This window comes from Dolichospermum circinale AWQC131C, assembly GCF_000426905.1.
In the GTDB taxonomy this organism is placed as follows: domain Bacteria; phylum Cyanobacteriota; class Cyanobacteriia; order Cyanobacteriales; family Nostocaceae; genus Dolichospermum; species Dolichospermum circinale.
Window position 1 is genome coordinate 1 of sequence record NZ_KE384596.1, and the last position, 20,553, is coordinate 20,553.

16 protein-coding genes and 1 tRNA gene are annotated in these 20,553 nt (G+C 36.9%); 9 read left to right on the forward strand and 8 right to left on the reverse strand.

What is annotated here, in order from left to right; translation table 11 throughout:
* The first annotated feature begins 178 nt into the window (after positions 1 to 178).
* A complete protein-coding gene (locus ACIR131C_RS0104915) occupies positions 179 to 1,321 on the forward strand; it encodes a histidinol-phosphate transaminase (protein ID WP_035371528.1) in 1,143 nt (380 codons plus the stop codon).
* Here the strand turns inward: ACIR131C_RS0104915 and ACIR131C_RS0104920 are convergent.
* Positions 1,313 to 1,918, reverse strand: coding sequence for a GNAT family N-acetyltransferase (locus ACIR131C_RS0104920; protein WP_028089297.1), 606 nt, complete (start codon positions 1,916 to 1,918; stop codon positions 1,313 to 1,315). The two genes, ACIR131C_RS0104915 and ACIR131C_RS0104920, sit on opposite strands and share 9 nt — an antisense overlap.
* 88 nt (positions 1,919 to 2,006) lie before the next feature.
* On the opposite strand from ACIR131C_RS0104920, the gene ACIR131C_RS0104925 reads away from it, so the two are divergent.
* Positions 2,007 to 3,149 carry a hypothetical protein gene (locus ACIR131C_RS0104925; protein WP_028089298.1) on the forward strand — a complete coding sequence of 381 codons (1,143 nt, stop codon included), beginning with the start codon at positions 2,007 to 2,009 and terminating at the stop codon, positions 3,147 to 3,149.
* 50 nt (positions 3,150 to 3,199) lie between these two features.
* A tRNA-Gly gene (locus tag ACIR131C_RS0104930) sits at positions 3,200 to 3,270 on the forward strand.
* Positions 3,271 to 3,336: 66 nt separating this feature from the next.
* Here the strand turns inward: ACIR131C_RS0104930 and ACIR131C_RS0104935 are convergent.
* The 4 genes from ACIR131C_RS0104935 to ACIR131C_RS0104950 all read right to left on the reverse strand — a co-directional run bounded on the left by ACIR131C_RS0104935 (position 3,337) and on the right by ACIR131C_RS0104950 (position 8,765).
* Entirely contained in the window at positions 3,337 to 4,467 is a 1,131-nt protein-coding gene (locus tag ACIR131C_RS0104935) for a DNA (cytosine-5-)-methyltransferase (RefSeq protein ID WP_028089299.1), read from the reverse strand.
* Positions 4,436 to 5,710: a hypothetical protein gene (locus tag ACIR131C_RS0104940; RefSeq protein ID WP_028089300.1), complete on the reverse strand. Its 1,275-nt coding sequence runs from the start codon at positions 5,708 to 5,710 to the stop codon at positions 4,436 to 4,438. The genes ACIR131C_RS0104935 and ACIR131C_RS0104940 overlap by 32 nt, the downstream gene beginning before the upstream one ends.
* A 280-nt stretch (positions 5,711 to 5,990) precedes the next feature.
* Positions 5,991 to 7,016, reverse strand: coding sequence for an ABC transporter permease (locus ACIR131C_RS0104945; RefSeq protein WP_028089301.1), 1,026 nt, complete (start codon positions 7,014 to 7,016; stop codon positions 5,991 to 5,993).
* 135 nt (positions 7,017 to 7,151) lie between these two features.
* A complete protein-coding gene (locus tag ACIR131C_RS0104950; RefSeq protein ID WP_071604930.1) occupies positions 7,152 to 8,765 on the reverse strand; it encodes an ABC transporter substrate-binding protein in 1,614 nt (537 codons plus the stop codon).
* Between the two features lie 268 nt (positions 8,766 to 9,033).
* On the opposite strand from ACIR131C_RS0104950, the gene aroA reads away from it, so the two are divergent.
* Positions 9,034 to 10,383, forward strand: a complete 1,350-nt coding sequence (gene aroA, locus ACIR131C_RS0104955) for a 3-phosphoshikimate 1-carboxyvinyltransferase (protein ID WP_028089303.1) — start codon at positions 9,034 to 9,036, stop codon at positions 10,381 to 10,383.
* 393 nt (positions 10,384 to 10,776) lie between these two features.
* Positions 10,777 to 12,276: a site-2 protease family protein gene (locus ACIR131C_RS0104960; RefSeq protein ID WP_028089304.1), complete on the forward strand. Its 1,500-nt coding sequence runs from the start codon at positions 10,777 to 10,779 to the stop codon at positions 12,274 to 12,276.
* A 116-nt stretch (positions 12,277 to 12,392) separates the two neighbouring features.
* Here ACIR131C_RS0104960 and ACIR131C_RS0104965 read toward each other — a convergent pair whose 3' ends face one another.
* Positions 12,393 to 12,959 carry a phycobiliprotein lyase gene (locus tag ACIR131C_RS0104965; protein ID WP_028085186.1) on the reverse strand — a complete coding sequence of 189 codons (567 nt, stop codon included), beginning with the start codon at positions 12,957 to 12,959 and terminating at the stop codon, positions 12,393 to 12,395.
* Positions 12,960 to 13,030: 71 nt separating this feature from the next.
* Positions 13,031 to 13,711 (reverse strand): HEAT repeat domain-containing protein, encoded by a 681-nt coding sequence (locus tag ACIR131C_RS0104970; protein ID WP_028085187.1) that lies wholly within the window; start codon positions 13,709 to 13,711, stop codon positions 13,031 to 13,033.
* A 347-nt stretch (positions 13,712 to 14,058) separates the two neighbouring features.
* Between ACIR131C_RS0104970 and ACIR131C_RS0104975 the strand changes: the two genes are divergently transcribed.
* A complete protein-coding gene (locus ACIR131C_RS0104975) occupies positions 14,059 to 14,610 on the forward strand; it encodes a YciE/YciF ferroxidase family protein (RefSeq protein WP_028089305.1) in 552 nt (183 codons plus the stop codon).
* A 260-nt stretch (positions 14,611 to 14,870) separates the two neighbouring features.
* Here ACIR131C_RS0104975 and ACIR131C_RS0104980 read toward each other — a convergent pair whose 3' ends face one another.
* A complete protein-coding gene (locus ACIR131C_RS0104980) occupies positions 14,871 to 15,596 on the reverse strand; it encodes a fasciclin domain-containing protein (protein ID WP_028089306.1) in 726 nt (241 codons plus the stop codon).
* A gap of 457 nt (positions 15,597 to 16,053) precedes the next feature.
* On the opposite strand from ACIR131C_RS0104980, the gene ACIR131C_RS0104985 reads away from it, so the two are divergent.
* The 3 genes from ACIR131C_RS0104985 to ACIR131C_RS0104995 all read left to right on the forward strand — a co-directional run bounded on the left by ACIR131C_RS0104985 (position 16,054) and on the right by ACIR131C_RS0104995 (position 20,227).
* Positions 16,054 to 16,848: a glutathione S-transferase family protein gene (locus ACIR131C_RS0104985; RefSeq protein ID WP_028089307.1), complete on the forward strand. Its 795-nt coding sequence runs from the start codon at positions 16,054 to 16,056 to the stop codon at positions 16,846 to 16,848.
* A gap of 97 nt (positions 16,849 to 16,945) precedes the next feature.
* Positions 16,946 to 18,676 (forward strand): helicase HerA domain-containing protein, encoded by a 1,731-nt coding sequence (locus tag ACIR131C_RS0104990; RefSeq protein ID WP_028089308.1) that lies wholly within the window; start codon positions 16,946 to 16,948, stop codon positions 18,674 to 18,676.
* Between the two features lie 567 nt (positions 18,677 to 19,243).
* Positions 19,244 to 20,227: an RNA polymerase sigma factor, RpoD/SigA family gene (locus ACIR131C_RS0104995; RefSeq protein WP_028089309.1), complete on the forward strand. Its 984-nt coding sequence runs from the start codon at positions 19,244 to 19,246 to the stop codon at positions 20,225 to 20,227.
* Positions 20,228 to 20,553 lie beyond the last annotated feature (326 nt).

Here is a 20,553-nt window from a genome sequence, read left to right on the forward strand (position 1 = left end):
TGCTCCCATGCTCCCGTTGAAGTAGAAAGTAAAGTCTAGTTTTGTCTAGGTTTTATATAGCAGTTCAATAGTGATCACGCTTTAGGGAATGTTAGTCAAGAAATCTGGCAAGAAATTTCTCTATTTTGTCAGCTATTATCAACAATAAAAGTTAATTAAAACCTTTTTACTATTACCAATGCAAAATCTCAAATTTATTCGCTCTGATTTATCCCAACTTAATGCTTACAAACCTCACCCCGGAAGTGATAGCACTGAACCAGTTAATATCCAATTTGATAGATTAGATACTAATGAAAGTCCTTTGGATCTACCACCAGAAATCAAAGAGAAATTAGCTTTTATTTATCAACAAATTATCGAAACTAATCGTTATCCTGATGGTGGTCATGAATCTCTGAAAAATGCTATAGCTGAATATGTTAATGAATCAGCAAATCTGTCAAATTCAACTTTCACTGCTGCTAATATCTCCGTTGGTAATGGTTCTGATGAATTAATTAGATCCCTATTAATTGCGACTTGTTTAGGAGGAGAAGGTTCTATTTTAGTCGCTAATCCCACTTTCTCAATGTATGCAATTTTAGCCCAAACTTTGGGAATTTCTGTGGTGACAATTGGGAGAAATCAACACAATTTTGAAACTGATTTAGAAGCTGCAAAATCTGCAATTATACAAACCCAAAATCCCCCCATTCGCGTCGTTTTTGTTGTCCACCCCAATTCCCCTACAGCTAATTGCTTAACAGCAGCGGAAATAACATGGTTGAAAAGTTTACCAGAAGAGATTTTAGTAGTCATTGACGAAGCTTACTTTGAATTTAGTCAAACTACTCTAGCAGCAGAATTATTACAACATCCTAACTGGATAATATTACGTACTTTTTCCAAAGCTTTCCGTCTCGCAGCTATGCGTGTAGGGTATTGTATCGCACATCCACAAGCGATCGCTATTTTAGAAAAAGTCCGTCTTCCTTACAATCTTCCTAGTTTTTCCATTGCTTCCGCTCTCATGGCTTTGGAAAATCGGCAACTTTTATTACAGTTAATTCCCCAAACCCTGAATGAAAGAACCAAACTAATTACAGCCTTATCAGCACACTCAATCCTAGAAATTACACCCAGCAGAGCTAACTTTATTTACTTGCGTGTTAAACCTGGCTATCAGGACGCAGAAGATCACATTTTAACGAATCTCAACCAAAAGCTTAGAAGTCAAGGTACATTAATCAGACTTCTACCCAACGGGTTAAGAATCACCATTGGTACAACCGCAGAGAACAATCGCACAATAGAACGTATACAAGCAGCTTTATCGTAGATGTAGATGTTTATGTAGCAATATCTCCCGTGAGCGATTAAGTAAAAGCGCGTTCCAAAGAGATTCGACTTTATACACCCGATATGCTAACTTACAATAAAGCTGACGAGCTTGATGATTATTTTCCAAAACATGGAGATATAAGTCTTGAAATCCCCATTCTTGGGAAATTTGCTCACAGTGAATTAGCAAGCTAGAAGCCACACCCAATCTCCGGTAATTAGGGTGAACTGCTAAATTAGACAAGTAAGGAAAACATTTGCTGATACCATACCAAGAATTACTGGTTCTCACACCCATTTCTATAGTTCCCATGATTTCATGATCTTTAGTGGTAGTATCAACAGCAACCAAACAAACATGATGATGCGTGGGAAACTGGAGACGATACCTTAAATCCTCGTAAACGCCCAAACGAAATAAAGGAAAAGCCCAACCCCATAAACCCTTTTGGGAGTGAAAACTTTCAGCGACAATTTGGGCGATACTCATCACATCATCAGGTGTAGCTACACGAATTTGAAGTAGTCCAACAGATAGATTACCAGTTTTTGAGCTTAATTGGGGGTGGGGAGGGTGAAAAAACCAGGATTTCAAAGCTAGTTAGGGATTAATTTGATTTATCTGTAAACTGTTGTCAGCTATACTTAAATGCTATTTTAATTATATCTAACTTTAAATTAAAATGATACCAACGGTTATAGATAACTATTCAAATAAATCTGAAAATTTTAGACGACATACTGATCCAGCTTGGTTGTGGATTGTTGTATCTATTGCTTCTGTGTCTATTCATCTGTTAGTATTTTGGTTAATACGTTCTACTGATGAGTTTCCAGCTTGGTTTCCCCAGTCTCATCAAAGTTCTGTCCCTATTGACTTCCTGGAGATTTCTTCTGAACAAAAATCTATAATTAAACCAAAATCAACTACTCCAAAGGTTAAACAACAGTCTTCTTTTTCACTTTCACCAAAATCATCAGCCATTACAGACAGCAATCAGGATCATAGTGAGATAAATCCTAGTGATAATTTACCACAACAGCATAAAAATCAAAAACCGGAAGTGATAAAACCCGAAGTGATAAAACCGGAAGTGCTAAAACCGGAAGTGATAAAACCGGAAGTGCTAAAACCGGAAGTGCTAAAACCGGAAGTGCTAAAACCGGAAGTGATAAAACCCGAAGTGATAAAACCCGAAGTGATAAAACCACTAATTAGACAACAATCATATCCTACCAATGCAACACCAGAAACAACACCAATAATTCCAGAACGGGAACTGCCTTGGCATCGTCGTCAAGAAGTTATACTAGGTAAGGAAACTGTTCTACCCTCAGACATTCCCGCTAGTTCCCCAACTCCCGCAGTAGAACCTCCTTTAAATTCTAACTCAGAACCCTCCCCAACAGTAAATCAAGGAGGAGCGATCGCTACTATTACTCCTGTACTGAAAGAAGAAGTAAATGAATTAATACAAGAAAAACAAATCCGAGCAGATGGTTTACCAGATGTTCTTCCTGAATACAAAGGAAGTACAGAAAAGGAATTAGAGCTTAGTTCACTTCCTGGCGACGAAATTATTAAATCAGCAAATATACTAATTAGTTTAATAATTGATAGTAATGGATACTTTAAACAAGCAGAAATTATCACCATTGAACCGGAGGTACTTTCTGGGGAAAGAAGCATTTACGAGCAAGCAATTAATCAGATATTTGCACAAGAGAGGTTTATTGCTGGTTATAATCAAGATGGATCAAAACCAGACCTGAGCAATTTATATATTCGTCTCCAACTGAAAATTGAGCCAATAAATTCCCAATAAATGCTTGCGCTTTTAAAAAATCCATGTTATAGTGATAGAGTTAGAAATTTGCGGGTGTAGTTTAGTGGTAAAACTTTAGCCTTCCAAGCTAATAATGCGGGTTCGATTCCCGCCACCCGCTTTATTTATTTACAGTTTAGATTTTTTGAGTTCTTCCTTGAAAATCTTTGCGCGAAGTCAAAAATATTCATTTACAACCACTAAATTCTGCATCTGGTAAATTAGCAAATGCTTCTTTTACCGTTAAATACGGTAATAATCCAAATAATTCAAATTTAGGACTATGAGTAGGTAAGGGTAAATCAATAATACCAATATCTTTTCGACAACCAATAAAAAACAATCTCTTTCTTAATTGAGGAGTCCCAAAATCAGCCGCTAAAAGAACACCAGACGAAACATTATAACCTAAATTAATCATATTTATCCAAATTTCTTGGTATAGCTTTCCACCTCCTAAACCCTTCAAATTAGAAACATTTTCCATTACGAAAAAAGCAGGGTGTAAACATTCAATAAACCTGAAAAACTCATAAATCATCCCACCCCTTTTATCTTGCAAACCTCTTTGTTTACCAGCTTGACTAAACGTCTGACAAGGTGGTCCACCAAATATAATATCAGGTTTATTAATTTCACCAGAAACATTTTGCCAGAAGCTTAACGGGTCTTGAATAGTAGAAATATCTTTTTCTATCACTTGAATGTGTTCGCCAAAATAACCCTTTAAAGTTGCACAAGCATCACCCCAATTATCAACGGCTACTTTAGTTTCTATACCCTGTGTTAAATCAGCACCAATATCCATACCTCCAGCACCACTAAATAAACTCAGTGCTTTCAGAGAACGATTTTCAAATCCTAATAAATTAGCTTGTTTAACTAATTGTTGAAATACAGCTTTAGCAAGTGGAACTGGAACAGCATTACCAACCTGAAGCTGACTACTTGTTAAAGTTCCCTGCAACTGTAAATCATCAGGTAATCCTTGTAAACGAGCCGCTTCACGTACAGTAATAAATCTATCTTCATAGGGATGAACAAACTTATTAAAAATATAACCTGTAACCGTTAATGAAGGGTTTTCAGGATCAAGACGAATCATCCTTAAATTTGGTCCACCTTGTCGGTTAGGATCATGTTTTACATAGAATTTAAAACTTTCGTGCCAAAGTTCTTCAGGTAAATCTTGCATTTTTTGCCCTATTTTCAGAGCATTAATTCTTTTTTGGACATCCTCCCCTACTCGCCTAGCAATATGATTTGAAATCACTTGTAAGGAAATATTAAAATCTAAATTTTTGCTTAATCCATTCATCTCTTATATGACTTTCTGTAAAGGTTATTACACCATCAAAGAGATTAAAAATTTCTTTTTCTGGTGGTAAATCAGCGACTATTTTTGCTTGTCTTGTTTCATCTATTGTCCATACAATATCTTGAAGTTCAAGCAAATAATCATTATAGTGACGTACAGCATGAATATTAGAGAGCAGAGTAGTTTTCACTGTTATTTTACTATGCTTTGGCTTTTCCGAAGCAGCAATTTTTAAAACTTGATAAATTCCTTTTTTAATATCATCAGTTCTATCCATCCCCACACTAGATTTAGTATCAGAAATAGATTCGTACCCTTCACCACTTTTTCTTTGAGGCCAATTTACAGGTCTAGGAATAGGTTGTCCGCAAGCATTAGTTAACCAATAGACAGATTCGGGTAAATTTCCCTTACCCCTAGCAGCTTTATTATATGCAGAATAAGCAATACTCCAAAACTGGAAATAACGAGAGAACAGTTGATTATCTTTATTAAAAGCTGCTCCCATTTGCTCATAGATCCATACTGAGGAATTATTATTTCCTCTAATTCCTAAATTTATAAGTTCATATTTATATACCTGATCTTCCAAATTAGGAAGAATAATATGTAAATTGGACGAAGTAAGAAAAGAATTATCTGTAGATGAATGTGAACGAGATAATAATTCACCGTCCTCTCCCAATTCAGTTTGTATTTCAACGGGTACTGCTAACGGTAAAGTAGTAAGTGGAGCAGCCTTAACTTCAGAAAGTAAAACTATATTCTCCTTTTCATCATAAATGATGACATCAATAGGTTCAATACCATGATAAATTTGTAAATCTTGAGAATTGATTTTAAATAAGTGCTTTAAAAATACACACAATAACCGACTTGTTGTTTTGCCAATTGTTCCAGATGGAGGCTTATTTGCATGATGAAAAGAAAACCTACCCTGTAAAATACATCTTGGACAAGCATTAGTGTATGGATAAATCAAAAGAGAAGAATTATCATTTGGACAGTAAAGCCATCCTTTATTAGCGAGTTTTCCATAGTATTCAGCAGCGACAATTAAATCAAATGCAGCCGCTAGTGATAGTCCAGGTGCAGTAGAAGTTAGTTTTGCATTATCGAAAGCTTGCTGAATAAGAATTGTTGCTAATACTTCTTCGTGGGGATAGACTTCTAGGGGTTTAACTCTTGCTAAAAGTTTGGCTATTTCATCAACCTTAACAGAGTCATCCTGATTATGTTCCATTGGTCTTCAAATAAATAATTTACTAATTATATAATGAATATTCATGTTTTTTTACCTATTCTTTTCTGACTTCATCAGTCAACTTAAACTTCCTTCGCTTCTTCGTGGTTCATTAACTCCGTGTCCTTCGTGCGTAGAGTGGTTCGTAAAAAAATAATCCAGAGGACGACAAACCGCCCCCATTTATTAGTCCACGTAGGTGGACTTTACTTGTGTAGTAGTGTTCGCTTTTGGCCTTGCGAAACCATATTATATTCGCCCAAAACCTTTAAAACATCCTCTAATATCTAATTCTCGGATCTACATAAGCATTGAGAATATCAATTAAAATACTCGCAGTGACAACAATTGCACCAAAAAATACTAACACACCTTGAACTGTGGGATAATCCCGATCAGAAATAGCTTGATATAAACGATTGGCTAAACCAGGCCAGGAAAAGGTTACTTCTGTTAAAATTGCCCCACCTAACAAGGAAGCAAATGTTAATCCTAAAACGGTAATTACAGGAATTAAGGCATTCTTTAAGGCGTGGGAGACTAAAATCTTATTTTCAGAGATTCCCCGCGCTCTAGCCGCTTCTACATAATCAGCTTTTAATGTTTGTTTTAAATTAACTCTGACAATGCGCTCAAAAATTCCACTGAGTAAAATTCCTAAAGTTAAACTTGGTAAGGCTAAATGATGTAAAGATATGAAAAATTGACTTAAATTCCCACTTAATAAACTATCAATTGTATATAAACCAGTGATATTTGTGGGTGCGGGAAGGTTAGGGGGAAAGCGATTAGAATTGGGAAACCAACCGAGTTGAACTGAGAAAATTAATTGTAATAACATACCCGCCCAAAACATGGGTAGTGCATAAGTAATAATTCCAAATAAACGCCCACTAACATCAAAAATAGTTCCCGGACGGGAAGCGGAAATAGTACCAACTAAAACGCCGACAATTAAGGCTACAGCCATACTAGCAAAGGCTAATTCTACGGTAGCTGGAAAATATTGACCGATGATTTCGCCAACATTTTGGCCGCGACTGGTTAAGGAAGTTCCTAAATCAAAGTGAAGTAAATTACCTAAATAATTGAGATATTGTAACCAAATTGGTAAGTCTAAACCAAGTTGTTTTCTTAGTTCTTCTTTCGCGCTTTCTGGCGCTCTTCCTCCTAAAATTGCATCAGCAGGATCTCCTGGTGTAGCTCTTAATAAAAGAAAGACGATGGTAATAATAGTTAATAATTGCAGTGGCGCAAATAGTAACCGGGAAACAATGTAATATTGTAATGCTTTGGAACGGGACATATTTATTAATTAAAAATTCATTAATTAAAAACTAAAAATCCACAAAAACCTCGTTACCTGTCTCTAACAAGGAATGCAGTAAGGAGTAATTCCTTACTACAAACTTTGAATTATTCAGTCCGTTTTACCTATTCCCTACTTTTTAATTGTTTGATAAATCAGGTTTTGGGTGGGATCAAGTTTAACGTTATTTACGCCTTTTTGAGCAAATACATAATCTTTATTTTGCCATAAGGGTATATAAGGAACATCAGTTAAAACTTGGGTTTGAATGTCAGAAAATATTTTTTTCCGGGCTTGGGGATTTTGTTCTTGGCGTTGTTGATCTATGAGTTTATTCATGGTTTCACTATAATAGAATGAACCCTGAGATTGACTACCACCGATTTCACAACCTTTAGCAACTGAACCTTTTTCACAGGCTAAAAATGGCTGTACATAGTTGTCTGGATCTAAAAAGTCTGGATACCAATCAAGTAAAGCGACTGGATATGAACCTTTGGAAATTTCTTTAAAGAAGGTAGCGCCTTCTACATTTTGAATTTCTAATTGTAATATACCATCCATTTTAGTATCGGCCAAGGATTTTAGGGTTTGTGCTGTTAAACCACGAGTGGGTGAACTTGCAGGATACCAAACTTGTACTTTAGCAGGATTTTCTTTGGAGAAACCCGCCGCAATTAAAGATTTTTTTGCTTGTTCAAAGTTACCATCACCATATTTGTCTTTAAATAATGGTTGGGAAACGTTGAAGGTTGTGGGAATCATGCTATAAAGGGGATCAGCTTGGGAAAATAATACCCGATTATTTAATAATGGTCGATCAATTAATGATGCGATCGCTTTTCTCACTTCTATTTTATCTAAAGGTTTTTGATTGCGATTTAACACCATATAACTAACTACACTACCTTGAGCGGTAATTGCTTGCCAATCTCCTTTTTTAGCACTTGCTTCTAGGCTCTGAATTTGGTCCGGTTGTAAGGATAGGTAAGCTACGTCTACCGCACCTGTTTTAAAAGCATTAAATAGGTTAACTGGACTGGTTTGAATTTGGACATTTACACCTTTATTTTCGGGTTTTGTTCCCCAATATTTATCAAAGATATCAAATCTTAAAGAATCAGTTCCATAGTTAGCTAATTTATAAGCACCAGTCCCTACAAAGGTATTGGGTTTAAATTTCCCAGGTCCAATTTCATAGGAGTTTGGTGAAACTGCACAAACTCCAGAAAATGCTAACAAGGAAGGAAAAGCTGCAAAGGGTTTTTTCAGTTTAATTGTTAATTCATATTCTCCTGTGGCTTTCACAGTAGCTATGGTATCAGATAATAAAAAAGACGGTTTACCTTTATTTTCGATGAAACGTTGAATACTAAACTCCATTGCTTTGGCATTGAAGGGAGTATCATCATGAAATACTACCCCTTTGCGAATAGGAATAGTATAAGTTAAACCATCAGCACTAACTTTAGGTAATGCTGTGGCTAGTTCTGGTTTAATCTCTGTAATACCTGGTTCATACTTATATAAGCGATCGCTCATATTAAATATTAAAGTCAAGGATGATAATTCATACGCATCAGCAGGATCAAGAGTTCTTGGTTTTGCCGTTGTTCCTATGGTGATCCGACCATCACCTCCAGGAGTATTAACAATACTAGATGATGGTGTATTTGTTTGTTGTTTAGGAGTACAACTAATCACCAATAGTAGACATAAACAGAATAAGGATAGGAACTTTGTCATCCTACCCCACCGTTGTATTAATAGAGAACACCAAGTTATCATGGTCAAAATCTTTTCAATTAGCAGTCAGCTATTCTACCATATAAAGGAATTTTGCTTTCTGCAATTGGAGACAAAAATTCAAAGGCAACATAATTCCTATAATTCAATTATGGAACGCCGACAATAGTTACCAAAAGACGGTAAGATCCTAAATTGAAAGCCTATAGTGACAATTAATCAAGTTACTGTTTAGCTTTTATATCTATTTTAAAGCTATTATATACTGATGTCGGCTGTTGTGATTACTTTAGAAACCCAAGCAAACTCTTCTGATCACTTAATTATTCAGCCACCCTTAGCTGGCCTATCTCTCCAGGGAAGTATCCGTGTTCCCGGAGATAAATCTATTTCCCATCGAGCTTTAATGTTAGGTGCGATCGCTGAGGGTGAAACTCAAATTCAAGGGCTACTTTTAGGGGAAGATCCCCGCAGCACAGCCGCCTGTTTTCGGGCTTTAGGTGCGGAAATTTCGGAATTAAATACAGAATTAGTCACAGTTAAAGGCATCGGTTTGGGAAATTTCCAAGAACCTATAGATGTCTTAGATGCTGGTAACTCTGGAACAACCATGAGGTTGATGTTAGGGTTATTAGCATCCCATCCAGGACGATTTTTTACAGTCACAGGCGACAGTTCTTTGCGATCGCGTCCCATGTCCCGTGTCGTCAAACCGCTACAGCAAATGGGAGCGCAAATCTGGGGACGTAAAGGAAATACTCTAGCACCCCTAGCCATTCAAGGACAAGCCCTAAAACCGATTCATTATCATTCTCCCATTGCTTCGGCTCAAGTGAAATCCTGTATCCTCCTGGCTGGTTTAAATACTGAGGGAAAAACCACTGTCACAGAGCCGGCTTTATCAAGAGATCACAGTGAACGGATGTTAAGAGCTTATGGAGCGGAATTGAGTATAGATCCAGACAGCAATAGCGTTACTATCACTGGTGGGGCGAAACTCTACGGACAAACGGTAATTGTACCTGGTGATATAAGTTCAGCGGCTTTTTGGTTAGTTGCTGGTGCGATAGTTCCTGGTTCAAATCTGGTAGTGGAAAATGTGGGTGTGAATCCCACCCGCACCGGTATTTTAGAAGCCTTGGAACTCATGGGGGCAGATATTCAACTAGAAAATCAGCGGGAAGTCGCAGGAGAACCGGTAGCTGATATCCGCGTCCGTTCCAGTGGTTTAACAAGCTGTACCATTGCTGGTGATATTATTCCCAGATTAATTGATGAAATTCCCATTTTAGCAGTGGCAGCGGTTTTTGCCCAAGGCACAACAATTATTAGAAATGCGGAGGAGTTACGAGTTAAAGAGAGCGATCGCATTACCGTGATGGCACAACAACTCAATAAAATGGGTGCAAAAGTTACCGAGTTACCTGATGGTATGGAAATTACTGGTGGTACTCCCTTAATAGGTACTGAAGTAGATAGCCATACAGATCATCGTATTGCCATGAGTTTAAGTATAGCTGCCCTCAATGCTACTGGTAAAACTACTATTTATCGTGCTGAAGCAGCAGCTATATCTTATCCCAACTTTACCAGCACACTTAGGGAAATTTGTCAATAATTTTTTAGAGACAGGGTAACGGGAAAAGGTGTAGGGATGTTGATAAAGGAAAATATTCAATGTTTCGTGAAAATTATATTATTGTGTAATTTTTTTCAGTTTTGGTTCAAACTAATTAGATGGGAGTTTAGCAAACAAATGCTCTGCCAAAAATAATCCAGAAAATAATCCCAAAGATCAAATACTGTCAAATTTACGATAGTATGAAATAAGAAGACGCTGGAGAACAGTCTAGTCTTTAAATTATTTGTGTTGTGACATTGACAGTGAATTTATCAGTAAGATTAGTGACGGTTAAAGGAAATAAATAAGCTTTTTGCTGTTCAACTAAGCATCAAAATCTTTAATAGAAATTACAGGTAAGGTATTCTATCTAATTATAGTGTAAATAATATGACATTTTGGTTTTTTATCGTTCTGGGGTTATTAACTTATTTACTAATGCAGTACAGTGTCGCACGGGCTACAAGAACCCCGGTGTGGTTATTGTGGCTAGTTTTAATGACACCAGCATTTATATCTACTGCTTGGAGTCTGATATATGGTGTCAAACAATCACCTCCCTCTGGGCTAATTATTTCGGTTTCAGTGATTTGTTTATTATTGTATTGGGTATTGTTTAATTCGGGCAGACAATTACCTGTAAATCGAGAAAATCAATCTCAAGACAATCAAGAACAACCAAATAATAATTCTCCTAATAATTCCCGTAATTCTACAGTAGAAACACCACCAGTTCGTCCTATTGACTTAGCAGAAGAAGCACAACTGCGAACTTGTTTTCCCTGGTCTGTATATTTTATCCAAAAAATCGAATATCGTCCCCAAGCAATTATTTGTCGAGGACATTTGCGAACTATGGCTAGTGCAGCTTACGAAGAAATTAAAGCTAATATTGAAAAAGAATTTGGCGATCGCTTTTTAGTTATATTTCAAGAAGGAGTAAATGATAAACCATTTTTTGTTTTAGTTCCTAATTCTCAAGCTGCTAAACAAAATAACCAACGAGATACAGAAAAAATTACTCAACCTGGTTTAGCATTGGTATTATTAATAGCAACCTTAGTTAGTACCACCTTTGTCGGTTTGAAAATTGCCGGTTTTCAAGTCGCACAACTAGAATCTGATTTCACATTATTTTTTCAGGGTTTACCTTATGCTTTAGGTTTAATGACTATTTTAGCTACTCATGAATTAGGACATTATTTAACAGCGAGATTCTATAAAATTCGCGCTACATTACCTTATTTTATTCCTGTACCTTTTTTCTTGGGAACATTCGGCGCTTTTATCACAATGCGAAGTCCCATACCTCACCGTAAGGCTTTATTTGATGTGAGTATTGCTGGACCTTTAGCAGGATTTATTGTAACTGTACCTTTATTATTCTGGGGTTTAGCTAATTCGGAAATAGTAGCTTTACCGGAAAGAACCGGAATGTTAAACCCCAATGCACTTGATCCTAAATATTCGATTTTATTAGCTTTACTCTCCAAATTAGCTTTAGGAAGTGAATTAACTGTAAAATCAGCTATTGATTTACATCCAGTTGCAGTGGCAGGTTTTTTAGGATTAATTGTCACAGCTTTAAATTTAATGCCCGTTGGACAATTAGATGGGGGTCACATTGTTCATGCTATGTTTGGACAACGTACTGCTGTTATTATTGGTCAAATTGCCAGATTATCATTACTAATACTTTCGCTCCTTAGAGAGGAATTTTTATTGTGGGCAATTATTTTATTATTCATTCCTTTAAGTGATGAACCTGCTTTAAATGATGTTACTGAATTAGATAATAAACGGGACTTTATGGGATTAATGTCAATGGTTTTATTGTTGTTGATTGTGTTACCATTACCCCAATTTCTCGCTAATTTATTGCAGATTTAACAAAAATCAAACTTAAAGTATCAAAAGGCAAAAAGCAAAAGGCAAAAGGCAATTACCAATTACCCATTACCCATTACCCATTACCAATTACCCGCCTCAATCCTCAATATTGTATTTTAGGATTTTGGCGAATTAGCGGCTTCTGTAGCTTTTTTAGAAGCATCCGTACTACCCATACGGATTTCAGATGTAAAGGAAGCCATACTAAAACCACCAAACCGCTTTAATACACTTACTCGCATCCGCAAATTAGGACTAGCAAACCATAGTCTCTCTTCAGACCACATAGTTTCATACTCAGTAATCAGTGTCAAAGCACCATCATCACCGATTTTATAGCTACCAGCAACGGGGGCTTTTTCCGCATAACCCATTTCTCGCAGTAATTTACCTTCATTTGGGTTATCTGCATTGGGAACTGTAGCTAAAACCGTCGAACCCTCATGTTTTTCCTCGTCCCATTCCATTGTCCCATTCCAGGTGACACGGGCCCCACAAGTGGCTGTATGCGGCTCAATTTCATACTGTTGACAGAGTTTAATCACTTCAGGATGATCAGGGGCTAACATCTCAATCACGATGTCTGATTTACCATCTTCTGACTGCTTAAACGCTAAATGGTGACTGGTGCGGTGAGAAAACCATTTTCCAGCACTTAATTCAAAAAATTCTTCAACCTTCATAAATAAAACTGCCCTGCATCATAATTTTAACAATCTCTTTTATTATTAAAAACTAGGAAGAGACTTTAATTTCAACTCAGGTTGTTGGTTTTCTCAAGTTGTTGCAGAGAAATTCTGGCCGCTTGAGCAACGTTGTGATGACTATCTTTTGCTAGATATTTTAAAGCAGAGACACTTTGGGGTGTGGGTAAATTACCTAAAGCTTCAGCGAGACGTTGACGCACTAACCAATCTTCTGATTGAGCAAAACGGAGAATATGTGTTACCGAATCTATATCCCGGATTTCTCCCAAAGCAGAAATAGCAGCTTGTTGAATTACTATTTCTTGACTGTTTAAGGCTTGAATGAGAATATCATGGGCGCGGGGGTCTTTAATATTACCTAAAGCTACAGCCGCACTAAACCTTACTAGCCAATCTGTATCTTCATAAAATGCCCGTGATAAGGCTTCCACGGCTCGATTATCTTCAAGATATCCTAAAGCTCCAGCCGCATCAGCACGGATACCATAATCTGGATCTGTTTCCAGAATTTTTACTAGGATAGAATAACACTCTGGTGTTTTTTTGATACCTAGAGCAAAAATGGCCATGGAACGCATTTGCAGGGAATCATCATCTAAAACCTTTTTAATTAAAGGTACAGCATCATCAGCGGATACATGACGTAAACTAGCAAGAGCTATCATGCGATCGCGCAAATTGGGACTTTCTAACTGAGTCGAAATTAATTCTAAACTGAGAGCAGCCATTTCTTTGACAGCATTTTCTTAATTTATCTTTACTTTAACGCAATTGGGGAAGTCTAAACCGTGATTTTGGTGATTTTGATAATTTAAGTAATTAAACTTATTTTTCCGGTCTAGTTTGTATTGTATAAAATGGTAATATCTGCAAAACTTGATGAATAATAGTCAAATTAATCACACAAATTATAGTCTTATTCCCCAAGTCTGATCTGATGATTTAAATAATTTAAATAACCAAATTATATTTCATACCTATACTGTGTCTTTAGTGAGAAGAGAATAAATGAAAGTAGAAGTAAAGTTAATAGAAGTGCTGCTAAATGCAGTTTCATCTCATTAGGAGAATAATCATGGTTCAACTTAGCGAGCGTCCAATTACAAATAAAATCACCAATTTGCAACAGAAGTTTATCTATGAGATCAACACCGTATTTGATGCGGAAAATCGCTTTTTAGAAGCCCAGCAAATGATGTGGCAATGTTGTCAAAATAATAAGTTAAAGACGGTAATTGAGCCACATATTCAAGAAACTGAACAGCACATTAAAAACTTAGAACAGGTGTTAAATATTTTAGGAGAAAAACCACAAAGAATTACCTGTGATGTTGCGTCTGGTTTAATTAGTGAATGTCAGAAATTTACACTTTTAGCAGCAGATAATCCCAAAATTGTAGACTTAGGACTGGCAGAATGGCATAGTAAGATTGAACAAATGGAAATGTCTTGTTATCGTCGTTTGATTAAAGTGGCAGAACAAATGGGAGAAAACCAAGTTGTTGAATTGTTAGAGCAAAACCTACACCAAGAGGAACAGGTAGCGCAAAAGCTTGATCAATTAATCATGCAGTTACTTCAAGAAGTCAAAACATCGGAAGTCAAGTCTACCGCTAAAACTCGTTAGTCTGATCACTAGGTTTTAAAAAACTCAGTTTAAATATTATATATAGGACTAATATTTAAACTGGGTTTTGCTGTTCAGTAAAATCCTCTCTTTTTTAGATAAATTGGGAATTTTCACCTTGATATCTTCACAAACAAATTAAATACCAAAAAATCTAAGTAGGTGAACGGAAAAAACCGACATAAGTAACCAAAAATAAAGTTACCCAAAACCTGTTCACTGTTCCCTTGTCATAACGACAATTTTTAACGCCAACCTACTTATATACTGGGAGGGAGAATCAAATTATCAATTTGATGAATAACGCCGTTGCTACCTTGAATATCTGCTTTAGTTACCTTTGCGTCATTTACTTCTACTCCATTACTATTAACTTTAACAGTAATAGGATCTCCTTGTAAGCTCTTCAAGTCTCCAGATTTCAAATCACTGGAGAGTACCTTACCGGATACTACGTGATAGGTTAAAACCTGTCGCAAGATTTGTTTATTTTCTGGCTTTAACAAATCTCGTACTGCATCTTGTGGTAGTTTCGCAAATGCTGCATCTGTAGGAGCAAAAATAGTAAAAGGACCATCTCCTTGTAAAGTGTCAATGAGTCCCGCTGCTTTTAAGGCTTTAATCAGGGTTTTAAATGAGCCATTGGCGTTTGCTAATACTATTAAGTTCCTGGTTTCTTTGATTTCTGTTATGGGTGTTGTTGGGGTGGGTTTTACAATGGGAATTTCTGTTGCTGGCTGGGTGGGTTTAACAGGGGGAATTTCCGTTGCTGGCTGGGTGGGTGTTGTGACAGGTGTGGTAACACTTGGTTTTTTACCACGATTATAGAGCGGTTCGTTGAAAATACTTGGTTTGGTATTACGCACTTCTTGTGCTTGAGATGCTATAGTCATCAAAAGACTAGTGCCAGTTAATCCCATGATACCGATGATTTTCGCTAATGCTAATAATTTGAATTTGCCGAATTTGCCGTAATTACTCTTCATAAATTTTTTTTGTCTTGACTGCTTACAAGTTATATCAAGACTTATAATATTTTGCCAACTAGAAAATATAAAATAATCTTGTTTAGGACCTACGCAGGTGTCACAAAAAATTATAATATTTTGTTTGTAGTCAGGGCTTTAGCCCTGGTCTATATTCCCCATAGCATGAGAAAGAGAGGACTAAAGTTCTCACTAATATCTGATGTATTATGCCAGTTGCGTAATTCCTGTATTTGTAATTGAAGGATTTGCAATTGTAGGGTATTTTCCAAAAAAGTATCTGATTAATCAAGAAGATATGCTATAATTAGTGGTAGCTGTTCACAGAAAAATATAAATATTTTTCAACTTTAGTGACAGCAAATCAAGCAAAAAAACATTAATTAATAGGAAAAATTCTCAAAACTCCAGATATAATTATCAAGTTGATAACCAAACGAGTTGGAAAATATACGCTATGCTAGAACTATATCAGTGGGAACTATCTCAATTTTCCGAAAAAGTCCGTCTCATCCTTGATTATAAGGGGTTAGAGTACCGCAAAATCGAAGTTGCACCGGGAATTGGACAACTGGAATTATTTAGACTGACTGGACAAAAACAAGTACCAGTGTTAAAAGATGGCAATAGATATATTTTCGATTCTACGGAAATCGCTAAGTATTTAGACTTAACATACCCAGATAGTCCGCTGATACCAACAGAACCCAAAAAACGGGCTTTGACTTTATTATTGGAGGATTGGGCAGATGAGTCAATGGGTGTGAAGGGCAGAAAGGCACTTTTTGCAGCTATTAGTCAAGACCAAAATTTCCGTAAAGCCTTGTTACCAGTTTCAACCCCAGATATTCTCAGAAATTTTGTGGAAGGTGTTCCTGGTGATTTTCTGTCTGTACTAGGTTTTGGGGTGGGTTTGACAACGGATGCGGTAAATGCGGCTATTATTAGCTTAAAACAAGATTTGGAAATTATTACCCAATTATTGGCAGATAGTCCCTATTTAACAGGTGATGAGCCAACTTTAGCAGATTTAGCAGTAGCTAGTTTGTCAATGCTTTTAAAGTTTCCTGAAGGTGCTTACTTAGATTTACCAGTATCTCTGAGAGGGAAAGGATTGTCTAGTATAGCTGATAATCCCGATTATGAAGCATTTTTCGCCTGGCGCGATCGCATTTACTCACAATTTAGAAAACCATTACCAGGAATTACACCACCGGTGGGAAATGCACCGACAAACATTAACATTGATTAAGTAAGGAATTGGTAATTGGTAATCATCTTTTCCCCTATTCCCTGTTCCCTGACAACAAACAAGTCACAACTAACAACGGATAAGTAATAAAATTAACATGAATTGGGGACAGCCATTAGGTTCAGTTATTGAAGGTTCTCTGACCGGAGGGTTAGAAGTCAGATTACACCCAGATATCTCCGTAGAAGATATGCGGGTAGGTAAATTTCTCGTGGTAGAAGGGGTACGCTCTCGTTTTTTCTGTCTGCTAACAGATGTATCTTTAGGAACTGCAAATGACCGCATTGTTGCTAGTCCTCCCAATTGGGAAGATAGTTTTTTGCGCGAGGTATTAGCCGGTAGTGGTACTTATGGAATGATTAACCTCGCACCAATGTTGATGTTTACCCCGGAATCTCAAGAACCTGTTTTTTCCACCAATGGTAAATCCCCTAATTCTTTTATACCATCTTCTACGGGTTTAGCATCCTTTCAACCCCAAACCAGTACGACGATGGAATTATTACCTGTTAAAACTATTCCTAGTCACTTTAGCCAAGTTTACGAAGCAACCGAAGACGACTTTCGTAAGGTGTTTGGTTGGGAAGATGATCCTCAACGTAAAAACTTTTCTATCGGTAAACCATTAGATATGGATGTGCCGATTTGTATTGATTTGAATCGCTTTGTGGAACGGAGTAATGGTATTTTTGGTAAATCTGGTACTGGTAAATCTTTTCTCACCCGTTTAATTTTAGCTGGAGTGATCCGTAAAAATGCGGCTGTTAATTTGATTTTTGATATGCACTCGGAATATGGTTGGGAAGCAGTCGCAGAAGGGAAAAACGTTAATACTGTGAAGGGTTTAAAACAGTTATTTCCCGGAAAAGTGGAAGTTTACACCCTTGATCCAGACTCGACTAAACGCCGAGGTGTTAGGGACGCTCAGGAACTCTACCTTAGTTATGAACAGGTAGAAGTTGAAGATATTAAATTATGTAATCGTGAGTTAGGACTCTCAGAAGCGGCTTTAGATAATGCTAATATTCTATTTAGCGAGTTGGGTAGATCTTGGATTATTCAATTGCTGAATATGAGTAATGAAGATATTGAGATGTTTTGTGCAGAAAAAAGAGGACACAAAGGCTCAATTATGTCATTACAGCGTAAACTATTACGTTTAGACAGTTTAAAGTATATGCGTAGTGCTTGTCCACAAAATTACGTTAAAAATATAGTTCAATCTTTAGAAGCGGGAAAAAACGTAGTTATTGAATTTGGTTCCCAGTCAAATATGCTTTCATATATGTTAGTGACAAATATGATCACTAGACGGATACATGAGCATTATGTCAGAAAAGCTGATAAATTTCTCCAAAGTAAAAATCCTTTAGATCGGCCGACACCATTAATGATTACAATAGAGGAAGCACACCGCTTTCTTGACCCAGGAGTTGTCCAAAGTACGATTTTTGGAACTATTGCTAGAGAACTGCGGAAGTATTTTGTCACACTTTTGGTAGTTGATCAACGTCCATCAGGGATAGATAATGAAGTTATGTCCCAGATAGGTACTCGCATTACGGCTTTGCTCAATGATGAGAAAGATATTGATGCTATTTTTACGGGTGTATCCGGTGGGGGGGGTTTACGTTCAGTCTTAGCTAAGTTAGACTCTAAACAACAGGCTTTGATTTTAGGTCATGCTGTTCCTATGCCAGTGGTTGTGCGTACCCGTCCTTATGATACCACATTTTACGCTGAAATTGGGGATGTGGCTTGGGAAGAAAAGTCAGACGAAGAAGTATTCACTGCTGCTGAATTAGCTAAAGCAGACTTAGGCTTTTAGTTTTAAATTAACAACGGACCCCGGACAACGCATAACTTCATAAAATCCCTCCATAATCTAAATAAATCAAGTTCGGTTATCCGGCCACTTGAAAGCAACTTGAGGGGAAGTTTTTGCGTCACCATGGATAGACCACACAATTTTTGAAAGTTAAGGTAAAGTTATCATCAACATTTTCACTTAAAGTAACTGCAAAATTGACTATTTGGGAACTTGATCATTGACGCTCTTGGTGGGAATATGATACGAAAGTAGACACATAGTGATTCTGTTTTTTCAGACAAATACTAGATAAAAAAAGAAGAATTTTTGAAACTGACCAAACAAATGTCTTGCTAAGAGTCCAAAATTAAGGGGAGGTGGGAATATCTGTAATTTTACTTGCAATAGTAACGCCCTGGTAATATCTTGATCAATGTAATGAATAATGGTAACTTGCCATCAGCAGTAATATATATTGTCAGAATATATTGTCAGATTGTGAGGTTGTCAGCTTAAAAATTACCGGAATTACCTTGGTTGAAAAAAATATTGATTATGTTTAAAAAGTAGAGGATAAAAACAACAATGTCTACCGTTAAAAATCATACAGAAAATATCAATGCTAAATTTACGGCTGATATGGTGCGGACCTATCTGCGGGAAATTGGCCGTGTACCTTTGTTAAGCCGTGAACAGGAAATTGTTTACGGTAAGCAAGTACAGCAAATGATGGTAATACTAGAAGCTAAGGAAGCTTTACGCAAGGAAATTGATCATGAACCCAGTTTAGCAGAATGGGCTGCCCATGTTAACCATTCAGAAACAGAATTAAATCATCTCATGGTACAAGGTAGACGAGCCAAGCAAAAAATGATTGAAGCCAATTTGCGCTTGGTTGTAGCTATTGCGAAAAAATATCAAAAGCGAAATATGGAATTTCTGGATTTAATTCAGGAAGGGACTTTGGGGTTAGAACGAGGTGTAGAAAAATTTGATCCTACACGAGGTTATAAGTTCTCAACCTATGCTTACTGGTGGATTCGTCAAGCAATTACCAGGGCGATCGCCCAACAAGGTCGGACTATCCGCTTACCAATCCATATTACCGAGAAATTGAACAAAATTAAAAAAGTTCAGCGGGAATTGGCGCAAAAGCTAGGAAGGTCGCCCACACCAGTCGAAATTGCTCAAGAATTGGAGTTAGAACCCGCTCAAATTCGTGAATATCTGAATATGGCGCGTCAACCAGTTTCTTTAGATGTGCGTGTTGGTGATAACCAAGATACTGAGTTACAAGAAATGTTGGAAGATGATGGTCCTTCCCCTGAGTATTATACCACCCAAGAATTTCTCCGTCAGGACTTGAATAACCTGCTGGCTGAACTCACACCCCAACAGCGTCAAGTAGTAGCCTTGCGCTTTGGTTTAGAAGACGGAAATGAAATGTCCTTAGCGAAAGTTGGAGAACGATTAAACCTGAGTCGGGAACGAGTGCGTCAATTGGAGCATCAAGCTCTCGCACATTTACGTCGTCGCCGCGCTAATGTTAAGGAATACGTTGCTAGTTAGAAATATAAACGCGCACGAGGGTGTTTTAAATGATATCAATTGGATATACGCCTCCTGAACCCAGGGGGTAATTTTTTTTGTATTGAGTTTATTGTGGGAAATTTGGGAATTAGTCCTTGTCTGTATCGAGAAGTTCAGGAATGAAGAAGGTTTGATAACAAGATGTTTGGATAATTTGTTCTCAAATGCTCATAAAAAAATAAAGTGTATTATTGATCACTGAAAAACAAACAATAACAATGACAAAGTAAAAAAGTCTCAAATCTCAATTTTACATCCCCCCAGTGGATGAATTAATGAAGATAAGCGTAAATTCATTAAATAAT